16 protein-coding genes are annotated in these 19284 nt (G+C 67.8%); 6 read left to right on the forward strand and 10 right to left on the reverse strand.

Going from position 1 to position 19284, the window contains the following annotated elements:
• Positions 1-139: 139 nt before the first annotated feature.
• From CDN36_RS09725 to CDN36_RS09735, 3 genes are all read right to left on the reverse strand, one after another.
• Positions 140-1609: an efflux transporter outer membrane subunit gene (locus CDN36_RS09725; RefSeq protein ID WP_287496618.1), complete on the reverse strand. Its 1470-nt coding sequence runs from the start codon at positions 1607-1609 to the stop codon at positions 140-142.
• 6 nt (positions 1610-1615) lie between these two features.
• On the reverse strand, positions 1616-3124 hold the full coding sequence (locus CDN36_RS09730; RefSeq protein WP_244958209.1) for a DHA2 family efflux MFS transporter permease subunit: 1509 nt from the start codon (positions 3122-3124) through the stop codon (positions 1616-1618).
• Between the two features lie 178 nt (positions 3125-3302).
• Positions 3303-4655 (reverse strand): HlyD family secretion protein, encoded by a 1353-nt coding sequence (locus tag CDN36_RS09735; protein WP_287496619.1) that lies wholly within the window; start codon positions 4653-4655, stop codon positions 3303-3305.
• A gap of 102 nt (positions 4656-4757) precedes the next feature.
• On the opposite strand from CDN36_RS09735, the gene CDN36_RS09740 reads away from it, so the two are divergent.
• Positions 4758-5516, forward strand: coding sequence for a CerR family C-terminal domain-containing protein (locus tag CDN36_RS09740; RefSeq protein WP_287496620.1), 759 nt, complete (start codon positions 4758-4760; stop codon positions 5514-5516).
• 22 nt (positions 5517-5538) lie between these two features.
• Here the strand turns inward: CDN36_RS09740 and CDN36_RS09745 are convergent, their stop codons facing one another.
• Positions 5539-7050 (reverse strand): amino acid permease, encoded by a 1512-nt coding sequence (locus CDN36_RS09745; RefSeq protein WP_287496621.1) that lies wholly within the window; start codon positions 7048-7050, stop codon positions 5539-5541.
• Between the two features lie 210 nt (positions 7051-7260).
• On the reverse strand, positions 7261-8349 hold the full coding sequence (locus tag CDN36_RS09750) for a porin (RefSeq protein ID WP_150556984.1): 1089 nt from the start codon (positions 8347-8349) through the stop codon (positions 7261-7263).
• 268 nt (positions 8350-8617) lie between these two features.
• Here CDN36_RS09750 and CDN36_RS09755 point away from each other — a divergent pair, with 268 nt between their 5' ends.
• Positions 8618-9091 carry an Lrp/AsnC family transcriptional regulator gene (locus CDN36_RS09755; RefSeq protein ID WP_039372583.1) on the forward strand — a complete coding sequence of 158 codons (474 nt, stop codon included), beginning with the start codon at positions 8618-8620 and terminating at the stop codon, positions 9089-9091.
• A 134-nt stretch (positions 9092-9225) separates the two neighbouring features.
• Positions 9226-10404, forward strand: a complete 1179-nt coding sequence (locus tag CDN36_RS09760; RefSeq protein WP_287496622.1) for an alpha-hydroxy acid oxidase — start codon at positions 9226-9228, stop codon at positions 10402-10404.
• A gap of 243 nt (positions 10405-10647) precedes the next feature.
• Here the strand turns inward: CDN36_RS09760 and CDN36_RS09765 are convergent, their stop codons facing one another.
• Positions 10648-11079 carry a hypothetical protein gene (locus CDN36_RS09765; protein ID WP_287496623.1) on the reverse strand — a complete coding sequence of 144 codons (432 nt, stop codon included), beginning with the start codon at positions 11077-11079 and terminating at the stop codon, positions 10648-10650.
• Between the two features lie 164 nt (positions 11080-11243).
• Positions 11244-12170, reverse strand: coding sequence for a LysR family transcriptional regulator (locus CDN36_RS09770; RefSeq protein ID WP_150555337.1), 927 nt, complete (start codon positions 12168-12170; stop codon positions 11244-11246).
• 290 nt (positions 12171-12460) lie between these two features.
• On the opposite strand from CDN36_RS09770, the gene CDN36_RS09775 reads away from it, so the two are divergent.
• From CDN36_RS09775 to CDN36_RS09785, 3 genes are all read left to right on the forward strand, one after another.
• Positions 12461-13789 carry an MFS transporter gene (locus tag CDN36_RS09775; RefSeq protein WP_287496624.1) on the forward strand — a complete coding sequence of 443 codons (1329 nt, stop codon included), beginning with the start codon at positions 12461-12463 and terminating at the stop codon, positions 13787-13789.
• A gap of 171 nt (positions 13790-13960) precedes the next feature.
• Positions 13961-14776 (forward strand): substrate-binding domain-containing protein, encoded by an 816-nt coding sequence (locus CDN36_RS09780; RefSeq protein WP_150555335.1) that lies wholly within the window; start codon positions 13961-13963, stop codon positions 14774-14776.
• A gap of 131 nt (positions 14777-14907) precedes the next feature.
• On the forward strand, positions 14908-16437 hold the full coding sequence (locus CDN36_RS09785) for an amidase (protein ID WP_287496625.1): 1530 nt from the start codon (positions 14908-14910) through the stop codon (positions 16435-16437).
• A gap of 55 nt (positions 16438-16492) precedes the next feature.
• On the opposite strand, the gene CDN36_RS09790 is transcribed toward CDN36_RS09785, so the two are convergent.
• From CDN36_RS09790 to CDN36_RS09800, 3 genes are all read right to left on the reverse strand, one after another.
• Positions 16493-16735, reverse strand: coding sequence for a DUF3820 family protein (locus tag CDN36_RS09790; protein ID WP_150555333.1), 243 nt, complete (start codon positions 16733-16735; stop codon positions 16493-16495).
• Positions 16736-16927: 192 nt separating this feature from the next.
• On the reverse strand, positions 16928-17896 hold the full coding sequence (locus CDN36_RS09795; RefSeq protein ID WP_287496626.1) for an ABC transporter substrate-binding protein: 969 nt from the start codon (positions 17894-17896) through the stop codon (positions 16928-16930).
• Positions 17897-17962: 66 nt separating this feature from the next.
• The gene (locus tag CDN36_RS09800) at positions 17963-19252 is read right to left on the reverse strand and encodes a c-type cytochrome (RefSeq protein ID WP_287496627.1); all 1290 of its coding nucleotides are present in this window, start codon (positions 19250-19252) and stop codon (positions 17963-17965) included.
• Positions 19253-19284 lie beyond the last annotated feature (32 nt).

Below are 19284 nucleotides of genomic sequence, written 5' to 3' on the forward strand. Positions count from 1 at the left end.
CCACGACCGGCCCACGACCGGCCCACGATGGGCCGCCGCACCACATCACGCCACATCGCGCAGCACCACGCGGCATCACGCCGCATCCCGCCGCATCCCGCCGCATCCCGCACCACCACACGGCATCGCCACATCACCTTCAGTTCACCGCCGTCTGCGCGGCGGCGCCGACCTGCCATCCCAATCCCAACGCTTTTTGCAACGTCACGAAGGACTTGAGCAACTGCGCATCGCCGGCAATGCGATCCTGTTCGGCGGAAAAGCGCGTGCGTTCCGCGTCGAGCCAATCGAGCGTGCTCGCGGTGCCGGCGCGATAGCGCTGGCGCGTGAGCGTCGCCGCGCGTGTTGCCGAAGCCTCCACGCTGCGCAGACGATAGACGTTCTCGCGCTGATGGCCATAGCGTGCGAGCGCCACGTCAGCGTCGCGCAGCGCGGCGAGCACCGCGCTTTCATACTTGGCCTGCGCCTGGTCGCGTCCGGCCCTCGCGCTGTCGACGCCGGCCTGCACGCGGCCGAAGTCGAGCGCGTTCCATTGCAGACGCGGCATTGCCATCCAGCTGAAATTCTCCTTGCGCACGAGATGCCCCGGATCGAGCGCCGAGTATCCCAGTTCGCCCATGATCGAGAGCTTCGGGAACCAGTTGGCCGTCTGCACCCCGATCTGAGCATTCTGCGACGCCAGCCGACGCTCGGCCGCGCGAATGTCCGGACGCGCCTGCAACAATGCCGACGGATCGCCGATGGCGACCTTGTCGGGCACGCTGGGCAGCGCTTTGGGCGCCTTCAATTGCGTATCGAGCGCACCGGGTGCGCGCCCCGTGAGCAATGCGAGCTGGTCCAGCGATTCGATGACGTCGGCTTCGAGCGGCAGCACGCGCGACTGCGTCTGCTCGAGCTGCGTCACGAGACGCTCGACGTCGAGCTCCGATGCCACGCCAGCCGCGCGCCGTTGTCGCGTGAGATCGAGCATTTCGCCTTCGAGCCGGGCTGAGTCGCGCACGAGCGCGAGCCGCGCCTGCTGATCGCGCAGCGCCACGTAGGTCTGTGCGACTTCCGCGGCGAGCTGCACATGGGCGTCAGCGAGATCTTCCGACGCCGCGTCGGCGTCGGCGCTGGCCGCTTCCACCGCGCGACGCGTGCCGCCGAACAGGTCGATCTCCCAACTGGCGTCGAAGCCCGCGATGTAGAGATCGAGCGGCCCACGCCCTGCGCTGCCACCATCGCCGCCATTGCCGCCACCGAGCAGGCTCAGGTCGGGCGAGCGCGTGCGCACCATCGCGAGATCGGCGCCGGCCTTCGGCAGCAGATCGGCCTGATGGCTGCGCAGGCTCGCGCGCGACTGCCGCACTTTGGCTTGCGCGGCGCGAATGTCCGGACTGTGTGCGATGGCGTCGTCGATGAGCGCCGTGAGTTGCGGATCTCCAAGCGCTGTCCACCAGCGCGCCGCGGCCGGCGCGTGCGCCTCGACGCCTTCACCCGCATGGGCGAACGCGCCGGCGCGCAGCGCCTCGCCGGCCACGTCGGGAGCGCCGCGATAGTCGGGGCCGACGGTGCAGCCGGCCACGAGAAGCATGGCCGCGAGGGCCATCGTGCGAAGAGAGAACATCATGATCGGTCAGTGTCCGCCGGAAGCGAATCCGGCCGGTTGCTTGAGCAGCAGGGCGAGCGGCACGCACAGCAGCAGCGCGATCCCCAGTGCATAAAAGGTCTCGGAGAACGTCATCACGCTCGCCTGTCGCGCGATCTCGGCCGCGAGCTGAGCGCTCGCCTGCAACTGCGCGTGCGCGAAGTCGCCCGTCTGCGCGAAGAAGCCGGCGGCATTGGCCGCCAGATGCTCCTGTCCCAGCGGGCTATTGGCGGTGATGCTCTCGCGCAGCATGGCGTCGTGATAGTCGTTGCGGCGATCGATCAGCGTGCCGAGCAGTGCGAGGCCGACCGAGCCGCCGAGGTTGCGTGCCATGTTGTAGAGCCCGGCGGCGTCGCCGGCGTCCTGTGCGTCGACCGCCGCCATCGACGCCTGATTGAGCGGCATCATCGCCAGCATCTGCCCCACGCCGCGCAGCAACTGCGAGAGCGTGAAGTCGTGTCCGACGCTCTGCGCCGTCAGATCGATGTCGAGCATGCAGCTGCCGAAAAAGCAAAGCAGCCCGAGAATCACGAGCAGGCGGATGTCCACGCGGCTGATCAACCGCGGCAGGAAGGGCATCATCAGAAACGCGGGCAGTCCCGAGAGCAGCATGATGTTGCCCGACTGCTGCGCGTTGTAGCCGGCGATCGTCGCGAGAAACTGCGGCAGCAGATACGACACGCCGTATAGTCCTGCGCCGACGGTGAACACGATGTAGATCACACTCGCATAGTTCTTGTTGCCAAGCAGCGAGAGCTTGACGATCGGCTTCTCGGCGGTGAACTGCGCCACGAGCATCATGCCGATGCCGAGCACCGACAGCACGGTGAGCCAGACGATCATGTGCGAGTCGAACCAGCGCTCGCGCTGGCCTTCCTCGAGCACGACCGTGAGCGAGCTCAGTCCGATGGCAAGCCCCACGATGCCCAGCCAGTCCGCCTTGAAGAACGCCTGCGGATTGGCCGCTTCGCGCTCGAGCCCGAGCATGAGCAGCGCGACGATGCCTGCCGAGATCGGCAGGTTCAGAAAGAAGCACCAGCGCCAGTTGGCGTTTTCCGTGAGCCAGCCGCCGACCACGGGACCGAGCAGCGGGCCCAGCAACACGATGAGGCCGAACATCGCCATGCCCACGGGCATCTGGTGGCGAGGCAGGCGCGTGCGGATGATCATCTGTGCGGTCGGAATCATCGCGCCGCCGGCAAAGCCCTGACCGATGCGTCCGACCACCATCTCGGCCAGGCTGCCCGACATGCCGCACATCATCGAGAAGAGCGTGAAGAAAATGGCGTTGAGCATCAGGAAGCGACGCAGCCCGAGCACGCGCGTGAGCCATGCCGCGAGCGGAATCATGACGATTTCCGACATCAGGTAGCCGGTCGAGATCCAGGTGCCTTCCGTGCCCGAAGCACCGATCTGCCCCTGGATCTGCGGCAGCGCCGAGTTGGTGATCGAGATGTCGAGCGTGGCGAGCAGCGCACCGAGCGCCCCCGCGGCCACGGCGATCCAGTCGGCTGCCGACGCGTTGCGCGCGGGCGCGCCACTCGCTCCGCCAGCGCCCCCTCCGCCAGCTTCGTTTCGCCCGCTCCCCCCGCCTCCGGCCGCGGCTGCACCGGCGGCCGCGGCAGCGTGCGCCTCATCTTGTGCGCGCGTGGCGGCACGCTGCACGACGTCGCCCTCAGCCACGCTGCACTCCGCCGTTGGGCGCCGACGGCGCGGCGTTCGGCGGCGGGCTCGTTGCCGGACCCGCGGCGGCGCCTAGCGGCGCGCTCAGCGACAGCCGGGCAGCGGGCGCGGCGAAAGACGTGCTACCGGCGTGCTTTGCCTGCGTCGCCGCCGCGCGCTCGTGGGTATCGACATCCGCCGTGACCGACAGGCCGGGCAGCAGCACCGTGCGCAGCGACGGCGGCACGTCGAGACGAATGCGCACCGGCACGCGCTGCACGATCTTCGTGAAATTGCCGGTCGCGTTTTGCGCGGGCAGCAGCGCGAACTGCGCGCCGGTGCCCGGCGACAGGGAGTCGACCACGCCGTGAATCGGCTCACCGGGCAGGGCGTCGACGTGCACCGTGACCGGCTGGCCCGGCCGCATGTGGCCGACCTGCGTTTCCTTGAAGTTGGCCGTGAGATAGAGGTTCTGCACGGGCACGACCGTGAGCAGGCGCGTGCCCGGCTGCGCGAACTGGCCCACGCGCACGGCGCGATCGCCGACGCGGCCGGCGAGCGTGCTCCTCACGACAGTGTCGGCCAGATCGAGCTCCGCCTTGCGGGCGCTCGCCTGGGCGACCGCCAACTGCGCCCTGGCCTGCGCGAGCGCGGCGGTGAGCGTGTCCGTCTGGCGCTGTGCGGCCTGCAGGTTCGCCTCGTTGCTCTTGAGCGCGGCGTCGGCGCGCGTGCTTGCGTTGCGCAGCTCGGCGAGACGCTCGTCCGTCTCCGCGCCCGTCGCCACGAGCGGCGCATACCGCTTGACCTGGCCGGCGGAATAAGCCGCATTCGCGCGGGCGCTGTCGAGCTCGGCGCGCGCCTGCGCGATCGTGGCGGCATGCTGGGCCAGCTCGGCCTCGGCGCGCGCCACGTCCGCCTCACGAGCGACCACCGTCGCCTGCGCTTCGTCGAACGCGGCCTGGTACTGACGCCCGTCAAGACGCACGAGCGGCTGGCCCACCGAGACCGTTTCGTTGTCACGCACGAGCACTTCGGTCACGTAGCCGCCAACCTTCGGTGCGACGGTCATGCTGTCGGCCTGGAGATAGGCGTCGTCGGTCGATTCGATGAAGCGCCCCACGAACCACCAGTGCGCGCCCCAACCGAGGCCGGCGACGATGCCGAGCGCCAGCGCCGCGAGCAGGAACGTCTTGCGGCGGGGATTGCCTGGCGCCTTCGCCGTGCCGCGGCTCCCGGCGGCTGAGGACGCCGGCGGAGCTTCGCGAGCGATGGCCGCGGCAGAGGCGTGGGTGGATTTGCCTTCGTCCGGCGGCGGTGCGCTCGGCTGGGCCGGATCGGGTGGCGTGACCTGTACTGCGTTGGCCATGGAAGTTCCCTCAAATTATTCCAATTGGCAGAATTATTCCAGTTGATCGATTTATGTCAAGTGTTATATTTTTGACGAAAGTTTTTGGAAGCCAGGAGCTACATGACAGCGACTTCACGTGCTCAGCAGGCCAAGCGCGAGCAGCGCCCGGCCCATCGTCCGCGGCATGCGCCCGACACCGGATACCAGCGCGGTGAGGAGACGCGCGCGCGCATCATCCTCGCGGCCATCAAATGTTTCGGGGAGCACGGGTTCACGGGAGCGTCCACACGCGACATCGCGACCGAGGCGGGCGTGAACGCGCCGGCGCTCCAGTATTACTTCGACAACAAGGAAGGCGTGTACAAGGCGTGCGTGGAGTACATCGTCGATCTCGTCTGGTCGCAGATGGGCGAGGCCATCGAAGCGGCCGAGCGCACGGTGGCCGATCCCGGCGCGACCGACAGGCAACTGATCGACGCCTTCTGCGCGTTGCAGGAACGCAAGGCGGGCTTCGTCGAAGAGATTCCGGAGATCGAGGGCTGGCATATGTTCATGGCGCGCGAGCAGGCGGGGCTCGGGCCGGAGGCGGGCTTCAAGGTGTTCCATGAGCGCTTCTCGAGCCGCCTGGCCGCGGTGGGCGGCGGCATCGCCGCGCGTCTGGCCGGCGTGAGCCCAGACGACGAAGCCTTGCGCATTCGCGCCGTATGCATCAGCACGCTGGGCATGGCGTTTCGGGTCATGCGCCGCTCCATCGACTGTTCGATGGGCTGGAGCAGCGAGCCCAACCCCGAGCGAAACCGCATGGTGCGAGAAGCCGTGCTCGAACAGACGCGTTATCTGCTCGAGTGGCTCGTCAGGCAACGCAAGGCGGCAAAGTGAGTGCCCCGCCGCCTTCGTTGGCTCAGGAACCCGTTGCGGACGACGCCCGAGGCTGTGTGCCGCGATCGGCGTCGCGACCGCGATACCAGACGAAGTAGATCACCAGCACGAACGCCACGAACGGCACGCCGAAGACGAGTGTCATACGGAACACGCCGGTGAAGAGCGTGGTGAGCATGATCGCCGCCATGAGCGCGGCGCCGAGCAGCGTGAGCCACGGAAAGCCCCACATGCGGAACGCCAGCGGCGCGTGGGATTCGCGTCGCCACGCACGGCGGAAGAAGAAGTGCGTGACGAAGATCATCATCCACGTGAGCATGGCGCCGAACATCGAGATCGCCATCATGAACGTGAACGAGGACTCCGGGTACAGGAAGTTCACGAGCGTGGCGAGCGCAATGCCGACCGTCGAGAGCAGCAGCGCCGCGAGCGGCACGCCGCGGCCGTTGACTTCGCCGAAGCGGGCCGGCGCGTAGCCCGCACGCGAGAGCGAGAACATCATCCGCGTGGTGATGTAGAGCTGGCTGTTCATCGACGAGAGCGCGGCCACGAGCACCACGAAGTTGATCACGCCCGCCGCGCCCGGAATGCCGATCGCCTGCATCACTTTCACGAACGGGCTTTCGTCCTGACCGGCGGCCGTCCACGGTACGATCGCCAGCATCAACGCCAGCGTGAGCAGGTAGAACAGCACGAGGCGCACGACCGTCGAGCGGAATGCGCGCGTCACGGCCCGCTCCGGATTCTCGGCCTCGCCGGCAGCCACGGCGATCATCTCGATGGACAGGTAGCTGAAGATCGAGATGATCACGGCCACCCACATGCCCCACAGCCCTTTCGGGAAGAACCCGCCGTGCGCGGTATAGTTGCCGAAGCCGGCGGGCGTGTGACCCGCGCCGGCCACCGCCCCGGGCGCGACGAAGACGACATACGCGCCGATCAGGATGAACGCCACGATGGCGGTGATCTTGATGAGCGAGAAGCCATACTCGATGGCGCCGAACAGGTTCACCGACATCGCGTTCACGAGCACGAGCGCGGCCGAGAAGCCCGCCACCCAGTACCAGCCCGGCACCTGCGGGAACCAGTATTTCATGTAGACGGCGATGGCGCTGACCTCGGTGCCCACGGCCAGCACGATGCACGACCAGTACGCATAGCGCACGAGGAAGCCGGCCCAGGGGCCGATGTAATGCTCTGCGTAAGCGCCAAACGATCCCGAGGTCGGATGGGCGACCGTCATCTCCGCCAGGCACCCCATGAGCATGAGTGCGATGAGCGCGCCGATGCCGTAGGAGACGAGCACACTCGGCCCGGCGAAGCCGATGGCGAAACCGCTGCCGAGAAAGAGACCTGTGCCGATCGCGCCGCCGATGGCGATCATGGCCATCTGGCTCGCCGTAAGCGAGCGGCGCAGCCCCTGTTCGCGGCGGGCGATGTGCGAGAAGCGGCTGGAAAGGGATGGCGACGACGGTGACGACGGCGACGAAGTGACCGACGGGCCGGATTGGGACGACTCAGGGGAATGCGTCATGACACACCTCGTGGATGCCGGTGCGACTGGCGGGCGGCACCCGTATGCGTACAGCAATGCTTGTCATTGCCCGCCTGCGCGCGGAAGATGGCGCGGCCGGTGTCCGGCGCGAACGGGCCCCGCCGCCCCGGCCGGAGCCGGGGCGGGTCATACGTACAGCAAAGAATCAAGGAACGAAGCGTACCGGCGCGAGCGAGCCGCGCCGTCGGCTTAGAAGATGTGGCGAATCCCCGTGGCCACACCCACCTGCGTCGAGTTGCCCGGCAATTCGACGCGCGCGGCGCCGCTCACCTTGTTGTAGTCGACGGTGCCGTAGACCTGCGTGCGCTTGGACAGCGCGTACTCGGCGAGCAGCACGTAAGTGTAGCGACGGCCCGAACCGGCATCGCCCGCCTGGGCGTTGATGTTCTTGATGTCGTCGAAGTACGCGGCGCCCGTGATCGCCAGGTTCGGCATGGCCTGGATGGTCGTGCCGAGGTAGAACGTCATGTCCTTGCGCGGATTGTCGTTCAGGTTGCCCGTGGTGACGGTGTGCGCCGGATCGTTGAGCGTGCCGTCGAGCCAGCCGCTGCGGTCGCGACCGCCCATGTAGCCGACGAACACCTTGGCGATGGAGACGCTGTAGATACCGCCCAGGCCCCACATCTGCTGCACGCGCTTGGCGGCGTCACGCGCTTGCTGGTACACGCCGGCGACCTGGAAGGGGCCCATGGCATACGAGGCGCGCGCGCCCCAGTAGTTGCTCGCCGCCATCGTGCCGGCAGTGTTGCCGAAGCCGTAGGTCGCGCCGACCGACAGGCCGCCGAACGTGCCGGCATAGCTCACCGCGTTGTCCACACGACCACGCGTGATGTTGTACATCCACGAGTTGTTCGCGTAGTTGCCGATCGTGAGCGGGTCGAAGTCCCCGTATACGTTGAAGGCCTCGGTCGCCTGACGGCCGATCTTGATCGTGCCGTACTGGTTCTGCAGGCCGACGAACGCATAACGGTCGAACAGACGCGGGCCATTGGCGAGCGTGCCGTTCTGCGGGTTGATGCCCGACTCCAGCTGGAAGATCGCCTTCATGCCGCCGCCCAGGTCTTCCGAGCCCTTGAAGCCGAAGCGGCTGTTGGTCACGGCGCCGTTAGTGACTTGCCACAGGGCGTCGTTATTGGCGTTGGCGTTGTTCTGGTAGCGCACGCTCTGATCGACGATCCCGTACAGGGTGACGGCGCTTTGCGCGGCGGCGGGGGTGCTGAAGGCCACGCCACAGGCGGCCGAGAGGATGGCCAGGCTGGCCGGAATTGCAGACTTCATGGGTCTCCTTTTTAGTCTTGTAGACGTCCTGCTGATGTTTCAGATACTCGTCCGCCGAATCCCCGATACGGGTGTCGCGGACACGCGTTGGCACGGCAACCACCACATCGAACGTCGCCCCCGTGCCGGGACGACGAACACGCCCCGGCCAAAGGCCGACGGCTATCATATCAACGCAAAAATGGAATTTGCTTGCTATTTGTGTCGGACAACTGGCGGTGTGTCGAAGGATCTGCCAAAATCCCGTGAAACTTGAAGGATTCTGCCAATGAACCTCGACCTCGCCGATCTGCGCATTCTTCGCCATCTCGAACTCAATGGACGCATCTCCAACCAGGAACTGGCCGATGCCGTCGGCTTGTCGCCGTCGGCCTGCCTGCGCCGGGTGAAGCTGCTCGAAGACCGCGGGGTGATTTCGGGCTACCGCTGCATCGTGGACGCACAGCACATCGGCCTCGAGTTCGAAGCGCTGGTGCAGATCACGCTGCGGCCCGACGTCGACCAGTGGCACGAGAAGTTTCTGGCCTGCGTGCAGAACTGGCCCGAAGTGGTCACGGCCCGCATCGTCACGGGCTCGGCGAACTACATCCTCACGGTGCGCGCGCGCAACCTCGCGCATTACTCCGACTTCATCGTCAACGAGCTCTACCGGGCGCCCGCGGTAATGTCGATCCAATCGAACATCGTGCTCAAGACGATCAAACACACCCAGTCGCTCGTCGACCTCGTCAAGCAAAAGTGACGATTATATAAGATATTAAGTAGATGCCGATCCCGCGGGAATTCCCCCGGGTTTCGCACGATTCGGCAGGGGCCGATTCGTTTTTGCTCGGGATCGGGATTCTCTGGAAAACAAGAGGGAAGAAGAGACGCAGCATGGCAGTGATCACCACCATCGAGGACCTGCGGGTTCTCGCGCAGCGGCGCGTGCCGCGCATGTTCTACGAGTACGTCGACTCGGGTTCGTGGACCGAATCCACCTATCGCGCCAACGCGGCGGACTTTGGCAGGATTGAATTCCGCCAGCGCGTGGCCGTCAACATCGAGAACCGAAGCACGCGCGCGACGATGCTCGGTCAGCCGGTCGCAATGCCGGTGGCCCTTGCGCCGACAGGCATGACGGGGATGCTGCACGCCGACGGCGAAATTCTCGCGGCACGCGCGGCCGAAGCGTTCGGCGTGCCGTTCACGCTCTCCACGGTGTCGATCTGCTCCATCGAGGACGTGGCCGCGCATACGAGGGCGCCGTTCTGGTTCCAGTTGTACGTGATGCGCGATCGCGACTTCATCGAGCGCCTGATCGACCGCGCGAAGGCGGCGGGTTGCTCGGCGCTGGTGGTGACGATGGATCTGCAGATCAGCGGCCAGCGTCATCGCGACATCAAGAACGGGCTGTCGGCGCCGCCGAAGCTTACGTTGCCGAACATCCTGAACATGATGACCAAGCCGCGCTGGTGCATGGGCATGCTAGGCACGCGGCGGCGCACGTTCGGCAATATCGTCGGGCACGCCAAGGGCGTGGACGACATCGGTTCGCTCGCGGCCTGGTCGGCGGCGCAGTTCGATCCGCGCCTGTCGTGGGACAACGTCGAGTGGATCAAGAAGCGTTGGGGCGGCAAGCTGGTGCTCAAGGGGATTCTCGATCCCGAGGACGCGCGTGCGGCGCGCGACACCGGCGCGGACGCGATCGTGGTGAGCAATCACGGCGGACGCCAACTGGACGGTGCGATCTCGACGATCCGCGCGCTGCCCGACATCGTGGCGGCGGTCGGACGCGACATGGAAGTGTGGCTCGATGGCGGCGTGCGCTCGGGGCAGGACGTGATCAGGGCCATCGCGCTCGGCGCCAAGGGCACGCTCATTGGCCGGCCTTTCCTGTATGGCCTCGGGGCAATGGGCGAGGCGGGGGTGCGCCGTGCGCTCGAAGTGATCGCGAAAGAGATGGACGTGACGATGGCGCTGACCGGTCGCACGAGCGTGGACCGTCTCGATGCGTCGATGCTCGTCCCGGGGAGCTACCCGACCGGGATCGGCCCGTATCCTTCGCGGCCCTGAATTCCTCCAGGCCTGAACCGTGGCGAGCGTGCCGGCGTCGTCCTGACAGGTGTCGAGGTGCGGCTCGGCGCAGAGAGCATCATGGGGAAGCGCCGATAGGGAGCGGATGGAGGGGGGGATGGACGGGGAGGATGGAGGGGGAGGATGGAGGGGAAAGCGGGGCCGGCACGTTACCGGGCGGCCCCTTGTCGGCGCCCCGTCGCCGTGGCGGGACGCGTCGCATCGGCAGACGACAGCCGCCGATCAATGATGGTGGTGCTTGCGATGACCGCGGCGCTTGCCGTGGCGATAGTCGTCGTCATAGGAACTCGAGCGCGACATGTTGCCGCCGAGCGCCGCGCCCGCGCCGCCGCCCACGGCCGCGCCGATGAGGCCGCCTGAGCGGCCGCCCATCGCGTTGCCCGCCGCCGTGCCCGCGCCGCCGCCCAGGGCGCCGCCAATGATGGCGCCCGTGCGCTCGCGGCGGTTCGACGTCATCGCGCCGCCCGCGCCGCCGCCCACGGCGCCGCCCACCACTGCGCCGGTGCTGCCGCCGAGCGCACCGCCGACGGCCGCGCCCGCGACGCCGCCCAGCGCGCCGCCAAGGGCATTGTTCATATCACTGGCCGAGGCCGTCAGGGGGGTGGCTGCTGCCAGCGTGGCAACCGCCACGATCGGGAAAATTCGCTTGAGCATGAGGCTTGGGTAAGAGTCGTTGTGATGCGAGTCGTTGTGATGCGAGTCGTTGTGATGCGCTGCAAAGTATAAAGACGCCCCGCACGCGCGCCGTCCGGCCAATGTTGCGGCTTTCGTAAGACGGGTAACAAAGTGTTACCGGGCGTGCAATCGTGCCCACCCGGTTATAGCGCTTCGGCGCCTGCGCGCCGCCGTCCCGGCGCCTTCATTTCGGCCACGTAACGATAGAGCTGCGCCGCCGCAGGCGAGAGCGCACGCGCCTTGCTGCGGATCATGCCCACGCGTCGCGTGACCACCGGGTCGACCAACGGCACGCTCGTGAGCAGCGGGTGATCGCGGCCGGGCATGGCCATCGTGGGAACGGCCGCCACGCCGAGGCCGGCTTCCACGAGCCCGAGCATGGTGGTGACATGCCGGGTTTCGCAGATGCTCGGCGGGCGCTGCGGCAGGCCGGTGAGCGCCTGATCGAGCAACAGCCGGTTGCCCGAGACCTTGCCCACCGTGATGTAGTCGTATTCGTACAGCTCGCGCCACGTCACGCGCTTCTTGCCGGCGAGCGGATGGTCGCGCCGGCACGCCGCCACGTATCGCTCCTGGAGCAGCAGCTTGAATTCGACGTTCGGCTCCTGACTGCCGATGAAGTTGAGCCCGAAATCCGCCTCGCCGTTGACGACCGCCGCAAGCACCTCGTTCGCGCTCGCATCGAGCACCGAGATGCGGATGCGCGGAAACGCCCGGTGATAACGCGAAATGACCTGCGGCATGAAGTAATAGGCTGCCGACGGCACGCAGGCGATGGTCACGTGCCCGAGGCTCGACGACGCCACGTCCCGAATGCCGAGCAACGCATTGTCGAGGTCGTCGAGAATGCGCTCGGCGTCGCGCGCGAACGCCCGTCCGACGTTGGTCAGCGCCACGCGCCGGGTGCTGCGCTCGAAGAGCTTCACGCCGAGCGCATCCTCCAGCTTGTCGATGCGCCGCGAGAGCGCCGGCTGCGAGATATGGATGGATTCGGCCGCGCGGCGAAAGCTCGCGAGCTGCGCGACCGCGCGAAAGGCCTGCAAATCGTTCAGATCGAAGTTGATCGCCATGACACAAGGAATCCGGGAGGAAACGGGCGCGCGACGCCGAGGTGCGGCGATTGTAGCGTTACCGCTCGGCAGACGCATCATCATCCCATGATTGATAGCATGGATGCATCAATGTTTCCAAAACTTGCAATTCACAAGCGGGGAACTTCCAGCGCAACATTGGCGGCTTCAAAAAGCGTCCATGGCGGGGCAACACGCCTCATGGGGCAACACGCCCCATGGCAGAGATGCAGTGCGACGATTCACTGGCGGCTCGATCCCCCGGGCCGCAGGCAACACGGAGACAGCGCATGTCACAGCGCCCCCAAGACGCGGTTTCGCGTCGCCCATCGAAAGCCGGCGCCGTCCTGCGCGTGACGGCCGGCAACTTCCTCGAGCAGTTCGACTTCTTCCTCTTCGGCTTCTACGCCACGCAGATCTCGCGCGTCTTCTTCCCGACCGACAGCGAGTTCGCGTCCCTCATGCTGACGTTCGCCGTGTTCGGCGCGGGCTTTCTGATGCGACCGCTGGGCGCCATCGTGCTCGGCGCCTACATCGACAAGGTGGGCCGCCGCAAGGGCCTGGTCACCACGCTGGGCATCATGGCGAGCGGCACGATCCTCATTGCGTTCGTGCCGGGCTACGAGGTCATCGGTCTCGCCGCGCCGGTGCTCGTGCTGATCGGCCGGCTGCTGCAGGGCTTTTCGGCCGGCGCGGAACTCGGCGGCGTGTCGGTCTATCTGGCCGAAATCGCCACGCCGGGCCGCAAGGGCTTCTACACGAGCTGGCAATCGGCGAGCCAGCAGGTCGCCATCGTGGTCTCGGCCGCGCTCGGCTACGCACTCTCGCTTTCCCTCACCGCGCAGCAGATCGGTGCGTGGGGCTGGCGTCTGCCCTTCCTCGTGGGCTGCCTGATCGTGCCGGTGATCTTCGCGCTGCGTCGCTCGCTGCAGGAAAGCGACGAGTTCAGGCAGCGCAAGCGCCACCCGGCGCTCGGCGAAGTCTTTCGTTCGATGGCCGCCAACGCTGGCGTCGTGATCGGCGGCGCGCTGCTCGTGGCGCTGACCACCACGGCGTTCTACCTGATCACCGTCTATGCGCCGACGTTCGGCAAGAGCGTGCTGCATCTGAGCAGCACCGATGCACTGCTCGTCACGCTGTGCGTGGGGGTGTCGAACTTCATCTGGCTGCCGATCGGCGGCTCGCTGTCAGACCGCATCGGCCGCCGTCCGGTATTGCTGCTGTTCGCGGGCCTCACGCTGGTGACGGCCTACCCGGTGCTGTCGTTCCTCGTGCAGGCGCCGAGCTTCGCGCGCATGCTCCTCGTGCTGCTGTGGCTCTCGTTCCTGTACGGCATGTACAACGGGGCAATGATTCCGGCGCTCACCGAGGTCATGCCGCCGGACGTGCGTGTGGCCGGCTTCTCGCTCGCCTATAGTCTGGCGACGGCCATCTTCGGCGGGTTCACGCCGGCGCTCTCGACGTACCTCATTCACGCAACGGGGGACAAGGCGGCGCCGGGCTACTGGATGAGCTTCGCCGCACTGTGCGCGATCTGCGCCACGCTCGCGCTCTACCGTGGCCGCACCGGCGGGCAGGGCCGCCGAGCCGATGCCGACGGGCTTCGCGCGGCGGGCTGACGCGTGAGTTGGCCTCGGAAGGCGCGGCATGCACGGATCGACCGTCGCGTCTTCTGTGTCCTGCGTTGCCCCGGGCCGCTGCCTTGCGCGGCCGTATGCCGTATGCCTTGTGTCATAACGCCGCGGCGGCATGTCCGCGGCTTCACAACAACATCACTGACGAGACACCCCATGAAAGCCATTCCCGCTTTGGCACGCGCGCGTGCCCCCCGACGCCTGCTTGCCGCCTTCGGTGCGGGCATCCTCGCGAGCGCGCTGCTCGGCGCCGCCTCCGCACAGGCGGAAGACCTGCACGTGATGAACTCCGGCGGTTTCACCGCCGCGTACAAGCGGCTGCTGCCGAAATTCGAGGCCGCGAGCGGTGATCACGTCGATACGGCGTGGGGGCCGTCGATGGGCAAGGCGCCCGAGGCGATCCCGAACCGTCTGGCACGGGGAGAATCCGCCGACGCGGTCATCATGGTCGGCTACGCGCTCGACGATCTGATCAAGGCGGGCAAGGTGCGCGCGGACTCGCGCGTCGATCTGGCGGACTCGCGCATCGGCGTGGTCGTGAGGGCCGGCGAACCGGTGCCCGACGTGAGCACGCCGGAGAAGCTCAAGGCGGCGCTCCTTGCGGCCGGATCGGTCGCCTATTCGGACAGTGCGAGCGGCGTGTACGTCGAGCGCGAACTGTTCCGCAAGCTGGGCATCGCCGAGCAGATGCGAGGCAAGGCCGTGATGGTGCAGAAGACCCCGGTCGCCGAGAAGGTGGCGGCCGGCGATTACGCGCTGGGCCTGCAACAGGTGAGCGAGCTGCTGCCGGTCAAGGGGGTGGCGTTCGCGGGCAAGATCCCCGAGTCGCTGCAGTCGGTCACGCGCTTTGCGGGCGGGGTGCCGGTCAACGCCCGGCATCCCGAAGCAGCGAGGAAGATGTTGATGTACATGGCCGCGCCTGCCGCCGCGCAGGATGTCGAAGCCACCGGGCTGGACGCGCTGTCGCACTGATTGGCGCCGCGGCTTTGCGCTGCGGGGGGGAAAATTCAATTATCCCTCGGCAGCGCCGGCGGGTTTGACCGACAATGGCGTCAGACAACGGCGTCGCCCACGCGCGGCGCCCCCGCCAAGGAGAGAGACACATGGCCGTCGCGCCGTCCCCGGCCGCGCAATCGAGCGCGGCCTGCCCATCGCCCGCCGCCAACGCCGCGCACGCGTTGCCGAACTCGCTCGACGACATCGTCGCGCTCGACGCCCTTGCGCTGTCCGAGGCGATTCGCACGCGCCGCGTGTCGTGCCGCGAGGTCATGCAGGCCTATCTCGCGCATATTGCGCGATACAACCCCGCCGTCAATGCGATCGTGTCGCTGCGCGACACCGACGTGCTGCTCGCCGAAGCCGACGAGCGCGACCGTCAGCTCGCAAGCGGGCAATACCTGGGCTGGATGCACGGCATGCCGCATGCGGTGAAGGACCTCGCGTCGTGTGCGGGCTTGCCCACCCGCAAGGGCTCGCCGCTCACCTGCGCGGCGGCCGACACGCACGACAGCATCAGCGTCGGGCGCATTCGCGCGGCCGGCGCGGTGTTCGTCGGCAAGACGAACGTGTTCGAGTTCGGTCTGGGCTCGCACAGCTACAACCCTGTCTTCGGCATCACGCGCAACGCCTACGACACCACGCGCTGCGCCGGCGGGAGCAGCGGCGGTGCGGGTAGCGCATTGGCGTTGCGCCTGTTGCCGGTGGCCGACGGCAGCGACATGATGGGCTCGCTGCGCAACCCGGCGGCGTTCGGTAACGTGTACGGTCTGCGGCCGTCGCAGGGGCGCGTGCCGTATGGTCCGGCCCCGGAAATCTTCGTGCAGCAACTGAGCACCGAGGGGCCGATGGGCCGCACGGTTGCCGACGTCGCGCAACTGCTCGCCACGCAGGCGGGCTATGACGCGCGCAGCCCGCTCTCGATTTCGCAGGGCGGCTCGGATTTCGCGAACGCCTTGCCGCGCGAGGTGAAGGGTCTGCGGCTCGGCTGGCTCGGCGACTACGGCGGCCATTTGCCGATGGAAGACGGCGTGATGGCATTGTGCGAGGCGGCGCTGCACGATTTCACGGCGATGGGCTGCGAGGTCGAGCCGTGCCGGCCCGACTTCGCGCCGGACCGGCTCTGGCGCACGTGGCTTACCCTGCGCCACTGGCTCGTGAACGGCTCGCTCGGCGACATGTATGCCGATCCGGCACGGCGCGACAGGCTCAAGCCCGAAGCCCAATGGGAAGTGGCCGGCGGCGAGGCGCTGAGCGCTTCCGACGTGTTCCGCGCGTCGATCGACCGCAGCGAATGGTATCGCGCGCTGGCGCGGCTCTTCGAGCGTTACGACTTTCTGCTCATGCCCGCGGCGCAGGTCTTCCCGTTCGACGCGCAGACGCATTGGCCGGCGTCGGTGGCCGGCAGGCCGATGGACACTTATCACCGCTGGATGGAAGTCGTGATCGGCCCGACGCTGGCCGGCTTGCCGGCGATCAGCGTGCCGGTCGGCTTCGACGCGCGAGGCTTGCCGATGGGGCTGCAGATCATCGGCCCCGCGCAGGCGGACTTTGCGGTCCTCCAACTGGCACACGCCCACGAGCAGCAGACGCAGTGGGTGCGTCGCCGTCTGCCGCCAATGCTCTGCACCGGCTGACGGGGCGCGTTGGATGGCGGGCGGCGCGGATCGACGGATCGCGGCCCGTCGCGGGTCATTTTCGAGGCGCGGCCTGCGCCCGTGCGCGCAGCGGTCGCAGCAGATCACCCAAGGCGTTGTGGTCGATCTCGTGCATGAGCGCAAGCAGGCGGCCGATGTCGCCCGGGGGAAAGCCCTCGCGCGCGAACCAGCTCAGATAGTTGCCGGGCAGATCGGCGATGAGCGTGCCCTTGTGCTTGCCGAACGGCATGGGCGTGGTCACGAGACGCATCAGGGCGTCGGCGTCGAAATCGAGCATGGTGGGCGGGGGCGGCGGACGTGCCGCGTGGGCAAAGGCGCCACGCTACCACACGATGGCGCTCGCCTTCAGCTCGCCGACGTGTGCGAGACGAGGCATGGCGGCGAACGCCGGCGCCTGCCTGCGCATGGTCGGCATCGGAAATGGTGCCGCGAGCGCCGCTGAAACGCCGCCGGAGGGCGGCGCGTCGCGTCAGACCCCGATAGGAAATCGCCGGTCGAACGTGGGCTTGACGTCGAGCGGCTGGCGCAGCAACCCCACATGCGAATAGAAGTCGGCGGTGCGTTGCTGCTCGGCCACGAGGGCATCGTCGATGTTGCACCACTTCGTCGCGCGTCGCGAAAACTGCAGCTTGGCCGCCTCCGGTGGAATGCCGATGATGCGCGCCATGGCCGCGGAAAATGCATCCACGTGCTGGTACGACCACGCCTGCGCCCGCACGACGCGCGCGAGAAAGTCGCGCAGGATCTCCGCCTTGGCGGCAACGGCCGCGTCGGTGGCCGCCAGATAGCTCAGCCCGGACCATAGCCCGCGGCCATTGACGAGCACGCGGCCGCGTCCCGTCGTCTGCGCCACGGCGGTGTACGGCTCCCATGTGGCCCACGCATCGACCGACCCGCTCGCCAGCGCGGTGATCGTGTCGGCCGGGGGCAGAAAGCGGAAATTCACCTCAGCCGGCGCGAGACCTGCGGCCGTGATGGCCTTGAGCGTCACGAAATGGCCGATGGAGCCGCGCGTCGTGCCCACGTTCTTGCCCTTGAGGTCGGCGGCGGTGCGCAGCGTGGCGTCAGGCCGCACGATGACGGCCGTCCCGTATGCGTCCGAGCGGTTCGCCCCGATGATCTTGATCGCCGCGCCGGCCGACAGCGCGAAGATCACCGGCGCGTCGCCGATCGGTCCGCAATCGACCGCTCCGGCGTTGAGCGCTTCGGCCAGCGGCGCGGCGGCCGGGAACTCGGTCCACTGGATGTCGTAGGGCAGTTGCCGCAGCGCGTCGGCCGCTTCGAGCAGCGCACGCAGGCCGCCCTTCTGGTCGCCGGCCCTGAGCACCGGCCGCCCGGATTGGGCCAGCGCGAGTCCGGGCGCGGCGAGTGCGCTCAGCGCACCGGTTGCGCCGCAAGTCGTGACGTACTGAAGGAAGCGGCGTCGGGAAATCGTCATGAGAGAGCCTGTCGGAGTCGGAAAAAATCGGTGAGAAAGCCAGGGAAAGGTCGAGGAAACGGGCGTTCAATGGACGAAACCACCCTTCACGAAACGCACGGGGTCGTTGTCCATCTGGCGCAGCGTGGCGGTGAGGGGATCGGCGCGGCGTGCTTGCGGCGCGTCGCCGCCCGCCGCGTCGGATGGCGGGGCCGTCGTCGTGGTGCACATCAGGCCGCCGCTGGCCCAGCCGCGGCGTCCTGCCGGCGCCAGCGCGCGCAGCCATCCGTCGCGATCGGCCAGCCACTCGGTGCCCGCCAGCGCCGAGGGCGGTTGCCCGGCGATCTGCGCGAAGACGGTCCATGCTTGCGGTGCATCGGCCACGCAATCGGCGCGCTCGCCGAGCAGGCGGGTGACGTTGGCGGCGCGCGCCCCGTTCGCGGTGGCTTTCACGCGCAGCAAACGTGGCGCTGACACGGTGCGGTTCGCGTCGGCCACGGCGGTGACCGTCGCCGTGGGGTCCTGCCGCAACAGCAGCGTGAGGAAGCGCGGATCTTCGAATGGCGGCGGATGCGCGGCGTCCACGGCCACGATCCGCACGCGTTGACGGCCGCGCCAGTCGGCGAGCTCGCGCGCCGGCGCGTTGCCGCATTTGACGACGAGCGACGGCAGCGCCAGCGGCACGGGCCAACTGACGCCCGCCGCCATGCCCGCCGACGCGGACAGCACTCGCATGTAGTCGAGCGCGGACCAGATTTCGCGATCGCTCAGGCGCCCCGCGAAGCCTGGCATGGTCACGCCCTGCGCATCGCGCATGCCGTACAACACGTGCCAGAAGAGCTCCCCGTCGGCGCGCCGGCTGAGCAGCGCACTGGCCATGGTCGGCGGCCAGCGGCGCAGCGTGGCGGCCAGCGGCCCCTCGCCGCGCCCGTCGACGCCGTGGCAGGCCACGCAGTTCGCCGCATACACGCGCTCCCCGCGCGCGATGCTCTGCACCGTGAAGCCTGTCGGACTGGTGTGAAAGCTCGTCGGCACCGCCGTGCCCAGCCACAGCGAAGGCGACGGCCATGGTGCGATCACGAGCGCAAGCAGGCCTGCGCCCAGCAGCCAGCGCCGGGCGCGTCGCCACGCAAGTGCGAGCACCAGGCAGACGAGCGCGAACACGAGCGCGGCGAGCATCCATGCGAACTGCCGGGCCAAGGCGACGTCGATGACGAGATTTTCTCCCGCGATGCGAACGCTCCACGGCCACGCGGGCGCACCGTGGGAGGCGTCGGTGAGTCCGAGTGCGTAAAGCGCGTCGAGTCCGAGCGCCTGAATCGATTGCAGGGTGTGCAGCAAGGCGTTGAGCCACCCATGCGTCGGAGGCAATGTCATCGCGTCCGCTCCCAGGACGAACCCGGTGACAT

The organism is Pandoraea sp. CB10b_02 (assembly GCF_002216225.1).
In the GTDB taxonomy this organism is placed as follows: Bacteria; Pseudomonadota; Gammaproteobacteria; order Burkholderiales; family Burkholderiaceae; genus Pandoraea; species Pandoraea nosoerga.

What these genes read in the sequence shown, in the direction of transcription:
- CDN36_RS09725 (WP_287496618.1), bottom strand. Translation starts at nt 1,609, where the DNA reads ATGATGTTCTCTCTTCGCACGATGGCCCTCGCGGCCATGCTTCTCGTG.
- CDN36_RS09735 (WP_287496619.1), bottom strand. Translation starts at nt 4,655, where the DNA reads ATGGCCAACGCAGTACAGGTCACGCCACCCGATCCGGCCCAGCCGAGC.
- CDN36_RS09740 (WP_287496620.1), top strand. Translation starts at nt 4,758, where the DNA reads ATGACAGCGACTTCACGTGCTCAGCAGGCCAAGCGCGAGCAGCGCCCG.
- CDN36_RS09745 (WP_287496621.1), bottom strand. Translation starts at nt 7,050, where the DNA reads ATGACGCATTCCCCTGAGTCGTCCCAATCCGGCCCGTCGGTCACTTCG.
- CDN36_RS09750 (WP_150556984.1), bottom strand. Translation starts at nt 8,349, where the DNA reads ATGAAGTCTGCAATTCCGGCCAGCCTGGCCATCCTCTCGGCCGCCTGT.
- CDN36_RS09755 (WP_039372583.1), top strand. Translation starts at nt 8,618, where the DNA reads ATGAACCTCGACCTCGCCGATCTGCGCATTCTTCGCCATCTCGAACTC.
- CDN36_RS09760 (WP_287496622.1), top strand. Translation starts at nt 9,226, where the DNA reads ATGGCAGTGATCACCACCATCGAGGACCTGCGGGTTCTCGCGCAGCGG.
- CDN36_RS09765 (WP_287496623.1), bottom strand. Translation starts at nt 11,079, where the DNA reads ATGCTCAAGCGAATTTTCCCGATCGTGGCGGTTGCCACGCTGGCAGCA.
- CDN36_RS09770 (WP_150555337.1), bottom strand. Translation starts at nt 12,170, where the DNA reads ATGGCGATCAACTTCGATCTGAACGATTTGCAGGCCTTTCGCGCGGTC.
- CDN36_RS09775 (WP_287496624.1), top strand. Translation starts at nt 12,461, where the DNA reads ATGTCACAGCGCCCCCAAGACGCGGTTTCGCGTCGCCCATCGAAAGCC.
- CDN36_RS09780 (WP_150555335.1), top strand. Translation starts at nt 13,961, where the DNA reads ATGAAAGCCATTCCCGCTTTGGCACGCGCGCGTGCCCCCCGACGCCTG.
- CDN36_RS09785 (WP_287496625.1), top strand. Translation starts at nt 14,908, where the DNA reads ATGGCCGTCGCGCCGTCCCCGGCCGCGCAATCGAGCGCGGCCTGCCCA.
- CDN36_RS09790 (WP_150555333.1), bottom strand. Translation starts at nt 16,735, where the DNA reads ATGCTCGATTTCGACGCCGACGCCCTGATGCGTCTCGTGACCACGCCC.
- CDN36_RS09795 (WP_287496626.1), bottom strand. Translation starts at nt 17,896, where the DNA reads ATGACGATTTCCCGACGCCGCTTCCTTCAGTACGTCACGACTTGCGGC.
- CDN36_RS09800 (WP_287496627.1), bottom strand. Translation starts at nt 19,252, where the DNA reads ATGACATTGCCTCCGACGCATGGGTGGCTCAACGCCTTGCTGCACACC.